The 13697-nt window shown below is 44.5% G+C and carries 16 protein-coding genes and 1 pseudogene; 5 read left to right on the top strand and 12 right to left on the bottom strand.

The annotated features are described in order from the left end of the window. Window positions 1-108, top strand: a pseudogene (locus ODU50_RS03265) (IS30 family transposase); the annotation flags it as partial. 38 nt (window positions 109-146) lie between these two features. On the opposite strand, the gene ODU50_RS03260 reads toward ODU50_RS03265, so the two are convergent. Beyond that, complete coding sequence (locus tag ODU50_RS03260; protein ID WP_105153077.1) at window positions 147-1022, bottom strand: VOC family protein; 876 nt, start codon at window positions 1020-1022, stop codon at window positions 147-149. A gap of 120 nt (window positions 1023-1142) precedes the next feature. On the opposite strand from ODU50_RS03260, the gene ODU50_RS03255 reads away from it, so the two are divergent. Continuing rightward, entirely contained in the window at window positions 1143-1643 is a 501-nt protein-coding gene (locus tag ODU50_RS03255; RefSeq protein WP_105153078.1) for an NUDIX domain-containing protein, read from the top strand. A 340-nt stretch (window positions 1644-1983) separates the two neighbouring features. Continuing rightward, window positions 1984-2346 carry a MerR family transcriptional regulator gene (locus ODU50_RS03250; protein ID WP_105153079.1) on the top strand — a complete coding sequence of 121 codons (363 nt, stop codon included), beginning with the start codon at window positions 1984-1986 and terminating at the stop codon, window positions 2344-2346. A gap of 40 nt (window positions 2347-2386) precedes the next feature. On the opposite strand, the gene gltX is transcribed toward ODU50_RS03250, so the two are convergent. The 11 genes from gltX to ODU50_RS03195 all read right to left on the bottom strand — a co-directional run bounded on the left by gltX (window position 2387) and on the right by ODU50_RS03195 (window position 12138). Then, a complete protein-coding gene (gene gltX, locus ODU50_RS03245; protein ID WP_105142405.1) occupies window positions 2387-3841 on the bottom strand; it encodes a glutamate--tRNA ligase in 1455 nt (484 codons plus the stop codon). Between the two features lie 71 nt (window positions 3842-3912). Further along, the gene (locus ODU50_RS03240; protein ID WP_105153080.1) at window positions 3913-5193 is read right to left on the bottom strand and encodes an MFS transporter; all 1281 of its coding nucleotides are present in this window, start codon (window positions 5191-5193) and stop codon (window positions 3913-3915) included. Between the two features lie 90 nt (window positions 5194-5283). After that, window positions 5284-5943, bottom strand: coding sequence for a LiaF transmembrane domain-containing protein (locus ODU50_RS03235; protein WP_105153081.1), 660 nt, complete (start codon window positions 5941-5943; stop codon window positions 5284-5286). 4 nt (window positions 5944-5947) lie between these two features. Next, window positions 5948-6394, bottom strand: coding sequence for a LytTR family DNA-binding domain-containing protein (locus ODU50_RS03230; RefSeq protein WP_012775372.1), 447 nt, complete (start codon window positions 6392-6394; stop codon window positions 5948-5950). Window positions 6395-6571: 177 nt separating this feature from the next. Next, the gene (locus ODU50_RS03225; protein ID WP_013730631.1) at window positions 6572-7330 is read right to left on the bottom strand and encodes a TIGR00266 family protein; all 759 of its coding nucleotides are present in this window, start codon (window positions 7328-7330) and stop codon (window positions 6572-6574) included. Between the two features lie 207 nt (window positions 7331-7537). After that, on the bottom strand, window positions 7538-8032 hold the full coding sequence (locus tag ODU50_RS03220) for a carbonic anhydrase (protein ID WP_014638738.1): 495 nt from the start codon (window positions 8030-8032) through the stop codon (window positions 7538-7540). A gap of 123 nt (window positions 8033-8155) precedes the next feature. Further along, on the bottom strand, window positions 8156-9523 hold the full coding sequence (gene radA, locus ODU50_RS03215; protein WP_105153082.1) for a DNA repair protein RadA: 1368 nt from the start codon (window positions 9521-9523) through the stop codon (window positions 8156-8158). Between the two features lie 6 nt (window positions 9524-9529). After that, window positions 9530-9973 carry a dUTP diphosphatase gene (locus ODU50_RS03210; RefSeq protein ID WP_053867472.1) on the bottom strand — a complete coding sequence of 148 codons (444 nt, stop codon included), beginning with the start codon at window positions 9971-9973 and terminating at the stop codon, window positions 9530-9532. An 18-nt stretch (window positions 9974-9991) separates the two neighbouring features. After that, entirely contained in the window at window positions 9992-10987 is a 996-nt protein-coding gene (locus ODU50_RS03205; RefSeq protein ID WP_105121277.1) for a virulence RhuM family protein, read from the bottom strand. An 18-nt stretch (window positions 10988-11005) separates the two neighbouring features. Next, window positions 11006-11173: a hypothetical protein gene (locus ODU50_RS03200; RefSeq protein WP_162495497.1), complete on the bottom strand. Its 168-nt coding sequence runs from the start codon at window positions 11171-11173 to the stop codon at window positions 11006-11008. Between the two features lie 98 nt (window positions 11174-11271). Then, a complete protein-coding gene (locus ODU50_RS03195) occupies window positions 11272-12138 on the bottom strand; it encodes a helix-turn-helix domain-containing protein (RefSeq protein ID WP_105121276.1) in 867 nt (288 codons plus the stop codon). Between the two features lie 517 nt (window positions 12139-12655). Here ODU50_RS03195 and ODU50_RS03190 point away from each other — a divergent pair. Together ODU50_RS03190 and ODU50_RS03185 are read left to right on the top strand one after the other, a co-directional pair. After that, window positions 12656-13234: a hypothetical protein gene (locus ODU50_RS03190; protein WP_032498661.1), complete on the top strand. Its 579-nt coding sequence runs from the start codon at window positions 12656-12658 to the stop codon at window positions 13232-13234. 24 nt (window positions 13235-13258) lie between these two features. Beyond that, window positions 13259-13447 carry a hypothetical protein gene (locus ODU50_RS03185; protein ID WP_029172888.1) on the top strand — a complete coding sequence of 63 codons (189 nt, stop codon included), beginning with the start codon at window positions 13259-13261 and terminating at the stop codon, window positions 13445-13447. Window positions 13448-13697: the final 250 nt, after the last annotated feature.

Here is a 13697-nt window from a genome sequence, read left to right as displayed (position 1 = left end):
AAGAAAACGACTCCGAAAGAAGTCGCTTTTATCGAAAATTGGATTAACAACTACCCTAAAAAATGCTTGGACTACAAGTCGCCAAGTGAATTTCTTTTGGGTGGCTAACTTCAACTTGAAATTTGGGCAGTCTCCGTTATCATCTGCTAGTTTAGCAATGCTTGAATAACCGCAATGTCCAAACGTTTCATGGTCATCACCGCTGCATTGACTGCCTTGACCTTTTCTGGGCTAGCCGTATCGTATGCCTCCATCAAAATACGCGGCACAATTTGCCAAGAAATCCCAAACTGGTCCTTGGCCCAACCGCAAATCTCCGCTTCTGGAACTGCTGACACTTTTTCATACCAGCTCTCCGCTTCTTCCTGACTGTCTACATAGACCATGAGCGAGAAGGCTTCGTTGAATGAAGCTTCGCCACCGTAACCGTGGTCCATGACAATCAGTTTCTGTCCACCGACAAGAAGTTCCGCATAATTCAGTTTGGCAGCCTCAACAGCAGCCTCACCTTCGCCATAGTAGGAAAGTTGGCCAACACTAGCCTGAGGGAGCTTGTCCTTGTAGTAGTCCAACATAGGATGAGCCAAACCAACCTGTTCCTGTGAGAAGAGCAGGCAGATGTCAAACTGATAAGGCTTGTCCAAGTCCGGTGCATAAGACAGTTGCCAAGACAGACCAAAGCGGTCTTCCAACCAGACATAGTAAGGGCTGAAGGGATATTCTCCCAAAGGCATGAGAATACGACCACCTTCTGACAAGGCTTGGTACAAACGTGTCACTTCATCCTTGCTGGCTACATTGACCATAAGGGACATGGACTCATTGAGCTTAAAGTATGGACCCGCACTAATAGCTGCCAAGGTCATATCGCCCAGTTGAAACTGAATCAAATCCGAATCACCCGAAGGCGTATCCGTAATGGTGTAGGTCCAGTCAATCTTGCCACCGAAGAGTTCTACATAGAAAGCTACCGCTTCTTTTGCCTCTGTATCGTACCAGAGATGTGGGATAATGGTTTGCATTGATTTCTCCTTTGAGTTAGTAGCCCCAGTATAACACTTGTCCGTACAAAAACAAAACATGTTGCCTTACACTTACAGATGTGCTATACTGAATAACTACAAAATTGACAGGAGAATGAAATGGAAACTTGGAATGCCTACACAGCCGACGGTCACTTGACCGACCACACCCTCACACGCGGAGAATCCATTCCCCACGGCCTCTACCACCTGGTCGTCGAGTGCATCATCCGCCACCGCGACGGCAGCACCCTCTTCATGAAACGCGACAGCACCAAGCCCTCCTACCCTGACTATTATGAAGCGACAGCAGGAGGTTCGGCATTGTTTGGGGAAATAGCAGAGCAGGCTATTTTACGCGAAGTCCGCGAAGAGACAGGCATTGAGCTGACAGCTGACCAGCTCCGCCACCATACACACTTTGTCGCCCATGACGATCAGTGCATTTTCCACTGCTACTGGGCTGAAACCGACTGGGACAAAGCTGCTATCCAACTCCAAGCCAACGAAACCAGCAACTACATCTGGGTCCCACAAGAAAATTTGAAAGATTTTCTGGAAACAGAGCTAGTCATTCCAAGGCAGACGGACTATGTGAAGAGCTTGTTTTTAGAAAGCTAAAAGAGCCAGAGTGAGAATGAAACTCAGTAAAAGATGAGATAAAAAGTGACTGAGACGATTTTTTTCCAAAAAGAACACGACCGCCTATCACTCTCACCCCGCAAGCTAAGATTAAACCCAAGATACATCCCCAAACTGTCTGCCAGCCCAATAAACTGAGCAGAACTGGGCAAGCATATAAAACCAGTAACCAGTTAGGAAGTTGCTTGCGATATACCCAAGCAGATACAGGCAGTAGCCCCAAGTAGAGCACAATCAAGCATTTAACAACAATAATCATCTAGAACTCCTTTCCCTATCAATTTATCATGAGGGGCTAAGCCCCTGTCAAGAGGACATTATGAAAACAGGACAGGTCATGCAACAATTCGGTATCAAACGGGATACGCTTCGTTTCTACACAGAACAAGGACTCTTACAACCGCAACTGATTGACGGCAATTACTACTGGAACGAAGAAGAAATCAACAACCTAGAAAATATCCTAGGACTTCGCCAATTAGGTTTATCCGTCAAAGCCATTATCCGCATCAAGGAACTACATGACACCAAATGCGGCAGTCTCGAACAGCTAAAAGAAAACAAACAGGTCATACTGGATGAAATTGCCGACCGTGAAAAACAAATCCTCCTGCTCCAAGAACAGAAGGAAAATCTAGAAAATCTACTCCAGCAGATTGAGGAAAAATTATCGAACTACTAGCAAAATCCCCGCCGTCACAGGACAGCGGGGATTACTTGTCTTACAAAGATTTCAACATATTGTCAATATGCTGGATGGATTTTTCACGGCCGAGCAGGTAAATGGTGTTTGGCAACTCTGGTCCGTGCATTTCGCCTGAGACAGCGATACGGATTGGCATGAAGAGGTTTTTGCCCTTGATACCTGTCTCTTTTTGGACAGCCTTGATTTGTGGGAAGATATTATCTGGTTGGAAATCTTCGTCCGTCATGGCTTCCAATTTTTCCTTGAGGGCGTTGAGAACAGTCGGAACAGTCTCACCTGCCATCACTTCTTTTTCTTCCGCAGTCAATTCTGGGAAATCTGAGAAGAAGAGGTCTGTCAAACCAACGATTTCATCCGCAGATGACATCTGTGGCTTATAAAGTTCCACCAATTTCTCCGCCTTGTCTGTCAAACGCCCCGCTTCTTCCAAGAATGGTTTGGCAAGGTTGAAAATAGTTTCTAAATCAGCATTTTTGATGTACTCATTGCTCATCCAGTCCATTTTCTTCTGGTCAAAGGCAGCTGGCGATTTGCTGAGACGGTTCTCGTCAAAGAGTTGGATAAATTGCTCACGGGAGAAGATTTCCTCCTCACCACCAGGGTTCCAACCCAAAAGACCGATAAAGTTGAAAACAGCTTCAGGCATGTAACCTTTACGACGGTAATCTTCGATGAACTGAAGGGTGTTGGTATCACGTTTAGACAGTTTTTTACCAGTTTCAGAATTGATAATAAGCGTCATGTGACCAAATTCTGGTGCTTCCCAACCAAGTGCTTCATAGACCATCAATTGCTTAGGCGTATTGGCAATGTGGTCGTCCCCACGGATAACGTGCGAGATTTCCATCAAATGATCATCAATGACCACGGCAAAGTTGTAGGTTGGGTAACCGTCACGTTTCTGGATAACCCAGTCACCACCGATGTTGCCACCTTCGAACTCGATTTCGCCCTTAACCATGTCATTCCATTTGTAGATACCTGTTTCGTTGACAGCCAAGCGGACAGTTGGGACAATGCCAGCCGCCTCACGCTCTGTGATGTAGGCCGTTTTTTCATCTTCAGACATACCCAGGTATTCATTGATATAGCGAGGTGTTTCGCCTGCAGCTTCCTGACGCTCACGCTCCGCCGCCAACTCTTCTTCTGTCACGTAAGACTTGTAGGCCTTGCCTTCTGCCAAGAGCTGATCAACATACTTTTGGTAAATATCCAAACGCTCAGACTGACGGTATTGCTCATGGGTTTCTGGACTTTCATCCCAGTCAATCCCCAACCAACGCAGGTTTTCCAGCTGAGAACGCTCGCCGTCTTCCACATGGCGTTTGCGGTCTGTATCTTCGATACGAATGAGGAACGTTCCGCCATGATGACGGGCAAAAAGATAGTTAAACAATGCTGTACGAGCATTTCCGATATGTAAAAGTCCCGTTGGACTTGGTGCGTAACGCACGCGAATTGGTTTAGTCATGTTTCTCTCCTGTAAAATTTCAATCAAGAACATTATAGCATAGATATGCATAAGAAAACAGAAAAATCAGCCTAGTTGGGCGGATTTTGAGGTGTTTTTTGGTTGCGTGCCAGCCAGTAGAAGACATAGAGGACTAACAAACCAGTTGCAGCTAGGAAAAGTCCGCTAATCTGATTGACAGTCAAGATTAAGACCAAACCCGAAACCAACAATCGAGTAAAGGCTTGGCCCAACATGAAGTAGGTCGATACCGCTCCGCCAATGGTCGCCAACTGCTCCTCTGGCATAGAATTGACAAACTTAGCGTTAAACTTAGGTCCACTAGCTCCAGAACTAATTCCCATTGTAGTAAGGAAGAAGAAAATAATTGGCAGTTGATGTAGCAACATTCCGACAAAAACGCCAAGTAGAGAGAAGGTGGCTGCCACTTCCAGCGTCACCATGCTGGTCTTTTTGAAAAGGGTAAAGACCAAGGTCGAGCCCAGAATATGTCCGATAAAGAAGATTAGAATAGTCAGGGCAAGGGTTGTTTCAACATTGAGGAAGACGAGGCCTGGGTCTTCGCTAATCAGCAGGACCAGAATAGGATAGAGAATCGCTCCACAGGCGTTGATAAGAGGGTTGGTAATCAAGACCAGGCGGAACTCGGGGATCTTGCGCAGCTCCACGATGGCTTGCTTGAAAGAGGCTAGAATGCCCGGACCCTTGGTTTCTGGATCGGACTGGCTCGGCTGCTCTGCTATTTTCAAAGGCTGCTCCGTCAGGAGTTTGCGAAAGGCTGGCGTCAGCAACTGCATGATGAGGAGGGAGACTAAAAAGGTGCCGGCGTTGAGAAAGGCCAGGTTTTGGTAGGAGAGGAGGCCGACCAAGAGAGCAGAGAGGGCCTGAAAGGCGATGTTGAGGATACTGGTAACGGTCTGGCGAAAGGCCGAGTACTGCTCCCGCTCTTCCTTGGGCGCTACGCGCAATCCCAGAGGTGTATAGAGGCCGTTTTCATAGAAGCCAGCGAAGTCTGCAAAAACATTGAAAGTTGCAGCTACCACGACAATCCAGAGGGCTGGCTCAAAGCCCATGCAGAATCCGAGGATGACGTAGAGGGCCACACGAAAGAGGAGGGTCAGCTTGATAGTGCCAATCTTGTTGACTGTCTTGTCTGCCAGATAGCCTGTGAAGAGGCCCATAAAGCTAGGGAAGATTTCTGAGAAGGTCACGATTGCCAGCGCCAGACGGCTGTTGGGCACCAGCAAGACATAGTTCATCAGGGCCAGATAATAGACAACATCGCCAAAATTGGACAGCATATCCGCCGTCAGTACCCATAGGTAGGTAGCATTTTTCAAAATCTTTTTCATGATAATCCCTTTCTTTGTTTAATTTCCAGAATATTCAGATATTTTGTCTTACAGAGGAGCCTGGCTAGACTTTCCTCTGTGATTATTCTTTTACATAGAGTAAATATTTAATGTAGAAAATGCCATATCACCCGTTACCAAGAGAACCTTTTCTTTTGGCTCAGATGCATAATTGTTAGTTGTTGACATGGCGCTATCCAACTCTACTACCGCTTGCCAGTCAGTAGGCAGGTAGAGTGTGATATTTGAAAAGGCCGCATCGATATAAAAATCTGCCTTATCATCTAGAATCACCGCCTGATCAAAATAGATCGTACTAGATCCAAAGGCTACATCAACACTGTCATGAATAAAATTCTCCTCATGGATATAACGAGTCGAGGAACCAAAAGCTGTATCACGCCCCTTGTCGCCAATCACCCCTGTACCAACTCCATGAGCCGGTCTGCGCTTCTTGGGTTTAAAAATCAGTTTCAAGCCAAGGCACAGCAGGACAAGTGACAGAACCATATTCCAGGTCCCAAATTCCACCCATTCATAGACAGAGTTGGCAGCTATAAAAGCTAGCCCGAAACAAAAGACACTGGCAAGCCAATCCAGCTTCACCAAGCGGTGAAAACCAGTCACAAAGGTTAAAACAAACCAGACTGTTGTCCAAAATGGCATAGCTAAATGCAAACCCAGTGAATCCCTAACTAGGACCAAGACTGCTAGGACCAGCAGGGCAATCCCTAAACCATATTTTTTCATCTTCCTACCTCATTTCCTGTAACTTTTCTTTTAATAAATGGTAATAATGTCGCGAAACGTGGACTTCCTTGTGAGTCTTATAGAAGGAGATCCGACTGGTGCCCGAGAAGGACTTATTTAGCGAATAGACTAACTTGCTATTGACAATGGTTGACTTAGCTACCCTACAAAAGTAGATGGGCAAATGCTCCTCAAGTTCATAGAGCTTCATCTTAACCTCGTAGGCATCATCGCCTGTATGAGCAAAAATCTTGGTTCCGTCCGTTTCAAAGAAAAGTATGTCACCCAATGAAAGAAAATACTCGCTGCTCCCCTTGTAAAAAACAAGCGAGGGACGACTAACTTGTTGCAAAGCTTGCTGAATCTGTTCAATCTCTGGTCCCAGCTGACTGGTTCGGATAACAACTTCAACCTGATCTAAGCTGTCATCAAATTCAATCCTAACTTTCATAGCTCCCTCCTTTTTGATAGCTCTATTATACCAGTTCGACATCCAATTACAAGGGCATTTCAGTAAGTGGCAAAATTAGACAGGTAAGTGGTAGAAATAAACTAAGAAAAGTCCCTTGCATTACGCGAGGGACTTTATTTTTATTATATGATTTTGAAAATTGCAGAGTTTTTCTTCTTAAAAAATCGCATCCAGCAATGATGTGCTTCCACCACCACCGTCACCACCTGCACCGACAATATGATTGCCAATGACCTGAGCAAAGGTCTCAATGTTCAAACTCTGTACATAGATTTCTCCATAACCAGTAAAGGTATTAACGATTCCTTCACCTGTACCAATAGATTGGAGGAAACCATTCTCCATATGGATATTGTAGTCCAAATCACGACTCCAAGCAACCACATGAGCATTGTCGATGGTGATGCTTCCACCATCCAAAGTCAGCTTCTTAATAGAACCAAATGCATTCGCCAAAAGTGTTCCGCGCCCCTCTGTCGTCATCACAAAGAGTCCACCCTGACCACCAAAGAAAGCTTTCCCAACACTCTGGCGTTCCATTTTATATTGAGCAGAACCATCAAGGGCCAGGAAGGCACCATCATTTAGTCGATATTGCTCTGCACCAAGTTCCAAGGCAATAACCTGACCTGGTGTTGAAGGCGCAAGGGCAATTTTTCCATCGTCACTATTGGAAATGGCTTGCGTGATAAACATAGATTCGCCTGATACCATTGACCGACCGATGGCCCCCATCAATTTACCAAAACCTGAACCACCACGCGCATTGAGCTTGGTATTCAAGGTCACACTCGGCGTATGGTAGACCATGCTCCCCTGTTGAATATAAGCTGATTCACCAGCTTCCAAGGCGATTTCCACCAAAGGAAACTGCATATTACTATCGATAGTATATTTCATCCGATTGTCTGACATAGTTGACTCCTATTTTTTACGAAAGATCCTGTTAACCACAGGATAGCCATAATAAACCTAGAACAAGCTAAAATAAACTAAGTATCATTTATCTCTTTGTTTGTTCTGTTGTGATAATACAATTTTATCTCATTCAAAAAAACTTGTCAAGGATTTCTCGGCCATTCAGATAAAATTTACAGGAAAAACCGAATTTCCTGAGCATTCCTATATAACTTCTGTCATACGACCCGTATCCACATCATAAACCGCACCAGAAATTTCAACGTCGTCAGGTATGAGCGGAGATTGTTTCAAGAGAGCAATATCCTCCCGCACGCTTTCTTCAATGTCTGTAAAAGGAAGAAAGTCCTGACCAGCCACATCCACTCCCAAATCCCGCTTGAGTTGGACCGCAAAGTCCTCATTGGTAAAGGTCTGGGCACCGCAGTCTGTATGGTGGAGCACCACGATTTCCCTTGTGCCGAGCTGCTGCTGGGAAATGACCAGCGAGCGAATCATGTCCTCCGTCACGCGCCCACCCGCATTCCGCAAAATGTGGGCATCACCCAGAGCCAAGCCCAAGGCCTGCGCCACGTGAAGCCGTGAGTCCATACAGGTCACGATAGCCACCTTGGTCTTTGGACGAAGAGGCAAATGGTAATCACCATGCAGGTCAACATAGGCCTTGTTGGCCTTCATAAAGTTTTGAAAATAAGACATAGGACCTCCTTGTCTGATGAGAATTTCTGAAATTTTCAGAAATAGGTTAGACCTAGCTTATCACATTCCCAACTATTTGTCGCAAAAAGAGGAGCGACTAGCTGTCACTCCCGAATATTTTTGTTACTTAAATACTTTTTGCAAGACTTCGCCAATGGTTGTCACGCCGATAACGGTGATTTCCTTGGGCACCTTGATACCTGTCAGGGAATTTTTAGGGGCATAGACCTTGGTAAAACCCAATTTGGCGGCTTCGTTAATCCGTTGCTCAATCCGATTGACGCGGCGGATTTCACCTGTCAGACCGATTTCGCCTATAAAGCACTCTTGTGGGTTGGTCGGCTTATCCTTGTAACTGGAGGCAAGGGCAACTGCGACCGCCAGGTCAATAGCTGGCTCATCCAGTTTGACACCGCCTGCTGACTTAAGGTAGGCATCTTGGTTTTGGAGGAGCAGGCCTGCCCGTTTTTCCAAAACCGCCATAATCAAGCTGGCACGGTTGAAATCCAAGCCTGTCGTGGTCCGCTTGGCATTGCCAAACATGGTTGGGGTCACCAGGGCCTGCACTTCTGCAAGGATCGGGCGGGTGCCCTCCATGGTCACGACAATCGCAGAGCCAGTCGCCCCGTCCAGACGCTCTTCCAGAAAGACTTCGCTAGGGTTGAGGACTTCGACCAAACCCTGCGACTGCATTTCAAAAATGCCGATTTCGTTGGTGGAGCCAAAACGGTTTTTGACCGCCCGCAAGATACGGAAGGTGTGCTGCCGCTCGCCCTCAAAATAGAGAACGGTGTCCACCATGTGCTCCAAGGTCCGCGGTCCAGCCAGGGTTCCCTCCTTGGTCATGTGACCGACGATAAAGGTTGCGATGTTGTTGGTCTTGGCAATCTGCATGAGTTCATTGGTCACTTCACGGACCTGACTGACAGAGCCTTGCACGCTGGAGATGTCAGGGCTCATAATGGTCTGGATAGAGTCAATAATCAGGAAATCTGGCTTAATCTTCTCAATCTCGGTCCGAATGCTCTGCATATTGGTCTCCGCATAGAGATAGAACTCGCTGTCGATGTCGCCCAAACGCTCCGCCCGCAACTTAATCTGCTGGGCAGACTCTTCCCCCGACACATAGAGGACGGTGCCAATGGTCGAAAGCTGGGTCGATACCTGTAAAAGTAAGGTGGATTTACCAATCCCTGGATCACCTCCGATCAGGACCAGACTGCCTGGCACCACACCGCCACCGAGGACACGGTTGAACTCTTCCATGTTGGTCTTGGTGCGGGCCACTTGAACGGAGGAAACTTCATTGAGTTTCATGGGACGGGTCTTCTCACCTGTCAGGCTGACCCGCTCGTTCTTGACTTCAGCGACTTCCACTTCCTCGACAAAGCTAGACCAGGAGCCACAGTTGGGGCAACGGCCCAGATACTTGGGTGAGTGGTACTCGCAGGATTGACAGACAAAGGTTGTTTTTTTCTTAGCGATGATGATTTCCTCCTACTTCCCCGTCGAACCAAATCCGCCCGTCCGAACGCCGTCGGCCTGGTCGCCGTCAGCCAAGAGGAAGGGTGCAAAAACAGCCTGTACAATTCGCTCGCCAGGTTCCACCACGACGGTCTCCTCTGTGATATTTCGCATCTGGGCAAAGATATGACCTTCATTGGCTGGATTGCCGTAGTAGTCTCCGTCGATAACCCCAACCGAGTTAATCAGGACCAGCCCCTTCTTGCGAGGGTTGGACGAACGGTCGTAGAGATAGAGGACCTCGTTAGCCTGCATATAGGCCTTGACACCCGTTGGCACCAGTTTAATCTCTCCTGGCTCCAAGCTGACCCTCTCCGCAGCCTTTAGGTCGTAACCTGCTGCGTGGGCTGTCTCACGTTTTGGCAATAAATTTTCATCAGTAAACTGGCTGACCAGTTCAAAACCACGGATTTTCATATTTTTCCTTTCGAATGCTTATTTTGAGGATAAATCTTCTAGTAATTTTTCAAAATCAGAATTTATCTTTTGGGTTTTATTAAAAATTGCATATTCTGACCGAGCTTTCTCCTTGGCTGACTGCCTTGTAATTTGACCATACCCCTCTAAAAGTTCATAATCTTGAAAGGCTAAAAATCGATCAATGCTATCTGCCAAATCTTGCATGGTCTGAGTTTTTCCTTGCTCAATTTGTCGCTCCAGATAGTCAAAGTAGCCCGAAATACTACGTTCCAGCGAACGAATTTCCTTTTCGTTCAGATAATTTTTAGCCACAAGAGCGTCCGATTGCAAAATACGTCCGTCAGGAGAGTGCTTCCAGGTTACCAATCCCATGTTCGCTTTGGTGTGGTCTGCCTTTTCATAAATAATTTCTGCAGCTGTTTTACCTGTAATCGCATAATGAAATTTATTTTGCACATGAGCATAGAATTGCTTAGTCATCAAGCTATTAGCGTCATAATCAATCGCAATCTCTGCAAAAATATCTGTGATTTGTAACCAAATTCGTCGTTCACTAGCACGGATAGAACGAACTCGTTCTAAGAGCTCACGGAAATAATCTTTTTCCAACAGGTTTTCGCCTTGCTTCAAACGCTCATCATCCATGGCAAAACCTTTAATCATGTATTCTCGAAGCACAGTTGTTGCCCACTGCCTAAACTTAGTAGCCTTTTGAGAATTGACACGATAACCGACGGAAATGATGGCATCGAGATTGTAATAATCAACCTGCCTGATGACCTCGCGAGTCCCCTCGATTTGAACTGTTTCCATTTTGGAAATAGTTGCTCCCTCATCCAACTCACCTTCTTCAAAAATATTTTTCAAATGTTTGCTGATAGCTGGTACACCAACATCAAATAATCTTGCCATTTCCTTTTGACTGGCCCAAATCGTCTCGTCACTGACAATAACACTAGCCTTTTCTTGGTCATTTTCTGCTCGGTAAATTAAAAATTGTAATTCCTTCATATTTGCCTCTTTAATTATTTAGGGCTTACTCCCTACTACAGATTCATTCGCATTTTTCGTCACAAATGCAAAAAGTGTTGTTAAGGGAAAGGCGTACTCGTCATCAAAGCGAGCTGCACGTAGCCACAAGTCTTGGTCAACCTTGCGAAGATAGACACTGCGAGGGAAGGTAAACTCGTATTCCAATCATAGGACTATTATACACTAATTCGTCAAAGCCTGCGATACTCAGTAAAAAAACACCCGACCAACAGGTGCTACTACTAGAAACTAGCTCAATCAGTTCAAACCGCTTCCGAACCAAAAACATCCCAATATTCCTCGACTTCTTTCTCTACATTTTCAACCATTTCCAGCAAGTCCGCAGCTTGAAGAATGGCAAGCCCCTTGTCCACCATCCCTCTATCCTGCTGAAAGATACCCATGCGAACATTGGCCATACCTACATAATCAATCCGCATACTTTCCTGAGCCATGGCGTAAACTCTCTCCATAACAGACATACTTAGTGAGTACTCCCCATTTTTCAGCAAAACGGTCGATAGATTATAAACAAAAGCAAACTGGCTAACCTGTACATCTCTGAAGTCCTTATACTTGTCCAAGGAAAGCAAGATTTTATCTACAAAGCCTTTCAAATGAGATACAGGAATGATAGGAAGTACCAACCCCAACTTACGAAAGTCAGCTAAATACCAAGTGTCTGACTTCTCCAATTCCTTCCAGAGTGCTTGCACCAACTGTCTGGTTCGCTCCCCATCTCCCGTTTGATAAATAGATAAGATTAAGCGTAATTGTTGCTCAATACGTTGAACCCGTATATCTTCTTGCTTCTTCAAATACTGCTCTACTTGGTACAAAAAATCTTGACAACCTAATTCGGAAAAAAATCGTCCTTTCAGATTTTCAAAGTGATGGATGATAGAAGAACGCTCCGAAGGCTGATAAGCGTGACAGATGTAGTCAAACTCCGCAAAGGTCATATCCAACTGACGGAGGATATGAGCAAAATGGTGAATAGAGGGATACTCCTTGTTATTTTCAATTTTTGATAGGGTCGTCCGTGACAAGGAATCTCCACAAACTTCCTGCTGACTAAGTCCTTTGGACTGACGAATTTCTTTTAAGACTGTCCCAAAATCCCATTTCATACAAGACCTCCAAAAAATGTGAGAAATGTTTACATTTTTATGAAAACGTTTTATTTTATGATACCATAATGATAAAGAAAAACAAAAAAATAAATGAAGAGAGGAGGCACTCTTATGAAAACTTGGAAAAACTATCTTTTGCTTTTAACTTACTCAACCATCCTTCTAGCTCCTCAACTTTTAGGAGATGGATGGAATCTGATTGTACCAATCTTCAACAAATAAATAAGCTACCGCCATCTCTCCACTCTGGAAAGGAGGAAAATGACTGGAAACCATATGTTGGGTGGAGGAGAGAGGAAGTAGATACATACACACTTTACACGAGTATAAAAAAGATGGTTAAGCATTTGTGCTACATCTTGTTAAACTATGACCCAAAAGCTATATCTCATAACATTTTTTAGCTATATACTTTGTCATTAGATAAACTTTAACTTGATAAGCAGTTTCGAACTTATCAAAAGAAATAAATAATTCGTTTTTTTAGTCTATCTCAACAAGGAGGTACATTATCATGAAAAAATCATTTAAACGCATCGTACTCGCTACCACACTGTTACTGTTAACCTCTAGCAGTTTCCCAACAATTACAGTGTTAGCTGAGGCTCAAGGAACACACCATCATACAGCAGTTAATGATAGAAAACCTCGACAAATGTCAGAATTAGAAAAAGACCAGCTAGTTGAAGAAGTAAAACGTAATCACCCAACCGTCTCAAAATCATTTATTCGTAAAGCCCTTGAAAAACAACTTGTTGGAGATTACTCTATTCCTATAGAAAGCAACGCCCTATCTCGTTCTCCATGGCAAGGAATCACTGTTGATCAGATGGGGGCTTTAATTGATACTGGACTCGGTGCATTACTAGGTGTAGGTGCTGGTGGAATTGCAGGAGCAATTAAAACTGTCGGTAAACGAGCAGCAAAAGAAAGTTTAAGACAAGTAATTACTCGCTACGGCTTGTCAATATTGATATCTGATCAGGTACTGGATTTTGCATTAAATTTATTTTCACCAGGTCATCATATAGCAACTTATTGGGACCAACATGATAAAGTACCGAATAATGGACGAATAAACTTTGAATGGTAAACTTATTTTAAGAGGTAAACAGTTATGAAACGAACCAATCTTTTTCATAAAAAATCAACAGTTTTCACTCTGATTGGCCTCCACTTAATCGTTTTCCTACTTAGTGGACTCCGTTCTTGGATGTTGCACCAACCCTTCAAATGGTGGATTACCTTAGGGATTAGTGTCGGTTTTTCAGTTGCTTATTTCTTAGTAACAAAAAATGACTCCTAGTCATCAACGACTCACTAACAAGGAAATTACAAATAAGCTGTATCAGATGAAGTATGAAAACATTCCAAAAAAATCCATCTTACAAGACTGAATTTATCAATTTAATCTTAAAGTCTTATAGGGCAAATACTTAAAAACCAGTCAATCACAGAAATAGATTGACTGGTTTTTGCTATTCACATTCTTATATTCAATGAAAATCAAAATCGGACTATGCGACACATATACAATTCTGTTCCTCTAACCTTTC

It is taken from the genome of Streptococcus sp. 2020WUSS084, assembly GCF_044427445.1.
GTDB lineage: Bacteria > Bacillota > Bacilli > Lactobacillales > Streptococcaceae > Streptococcus > Streptococcus suis.
Note: the sequence above shows the minus strand (reverse complement) of the source record. Positions and strands in the feature narration are given on the sequence as shown.

What these genes read in the sequence shown, in the direction of transcription:
- ODU50_RS03225 (WP_013730631.1), bottom strand. Translation starts at nt 7,330, where the DNA reads ATGTCAGACAATCGGATGAAATATACTATCGATAGTAATATGCAGTTT.
- ODU50_RS03255 (WP_105153078.1), top strand. Translation starts at nt 1,143, where the DNA reads ATGGAAACTTGGAATGCCTACACAGCCGACGGTCACTTGACCGACCAC.
- ODU50_RS03240 (WP_105153080.1), bottom strand. Translation starts at nt 5,193, where the DNA reads ATGAAAAAGATTTTGAAAAATGCTACCTACCTATGGGTACTGACGGCG.
- ODU50_RS03205 (WP_105121277.1), bottom strand. Translation starts at nt 10,987, where the DNA reads ATGAAGGAATTACAATTTTTAATTTACCGAGCAGAAAATGACCAAGAA.
- ODU50_RS03230 (WP_012775372.1), bottom strand. Translation starts at nt 6,394, where the DNA reads ATGAAAGTTAGGATTGAATTTGATGACAGCTTAGATCAGGTTGAAGTT.
- ODU50_RS03220 (WP_014638738.1), bottom strand. Translation starts at nt 8,032, where the DNA reads ATGTCTTATTTTCAAAACTTTATGAAGGCCAACAAGGCCTATGTTGAC.
- ODU50_RS03250 (WP_105153079.1), top strand. Translation starts at nt 1,984, where the DNA reads ATGAAAACAGGACAGGTCATGCAACAATTCGGTATCAAACGGGATACG.
- ODU50_RS03235 (WP_105153081.1), bottom strand. Translation starts at nt 5,943, where the DNA reads ATGAAAAAATATGGTTTAGGGATTGCCCTGCTGGTCCTAGCAGTCTTG.
- ODU50_RS03185 (WP_029172888.1), top strand. Translation starts at nt 13,259, where the DNA reads ATGAAACGAACCAATCTTTTTCATAAAAAATCAACAGTTTTCACTCTG.
- ODU50_RS03260 (WP_105153077.1), bottom strand. Translation starts at nt 1,022, where the DNA reads ATGCAAACCATTATCCCACATCTCTGGTACGATACAGAGGCAAAAGAA.
- ODU50_RS03210 (WP_053867472.1), bottom strand. Translation starts at nt 9,973, where the DNA reads ATGAAAATCCGTGGTTTTGAACTGGTCAGCCAGTTTACTGATGAAAAT.
- ODU50_RS03190 (WP_032498661.1), top strand. Translation starts at nt 12,656, where the DNA reads ATGAAAAAATCATTTAAACGCATCGTACTCGCTACCACACTGTTACTG.
- ODU50_RS03195 (WP_105121276.1), bottom strand. Translation starts at nt 12,138, where the DNA reads ATGAAATGGGATTTTGGGACAGTCTTAAAAGAAATTCGTCAGTCCAAA.
- gltX (WP_105142405.1), bottom strand. Translation starts at nt 3,841, where the DNA reads ATGACTAAACCAATTCGCGTGCGTTACGCACCAAGTCCAACGGGACTT.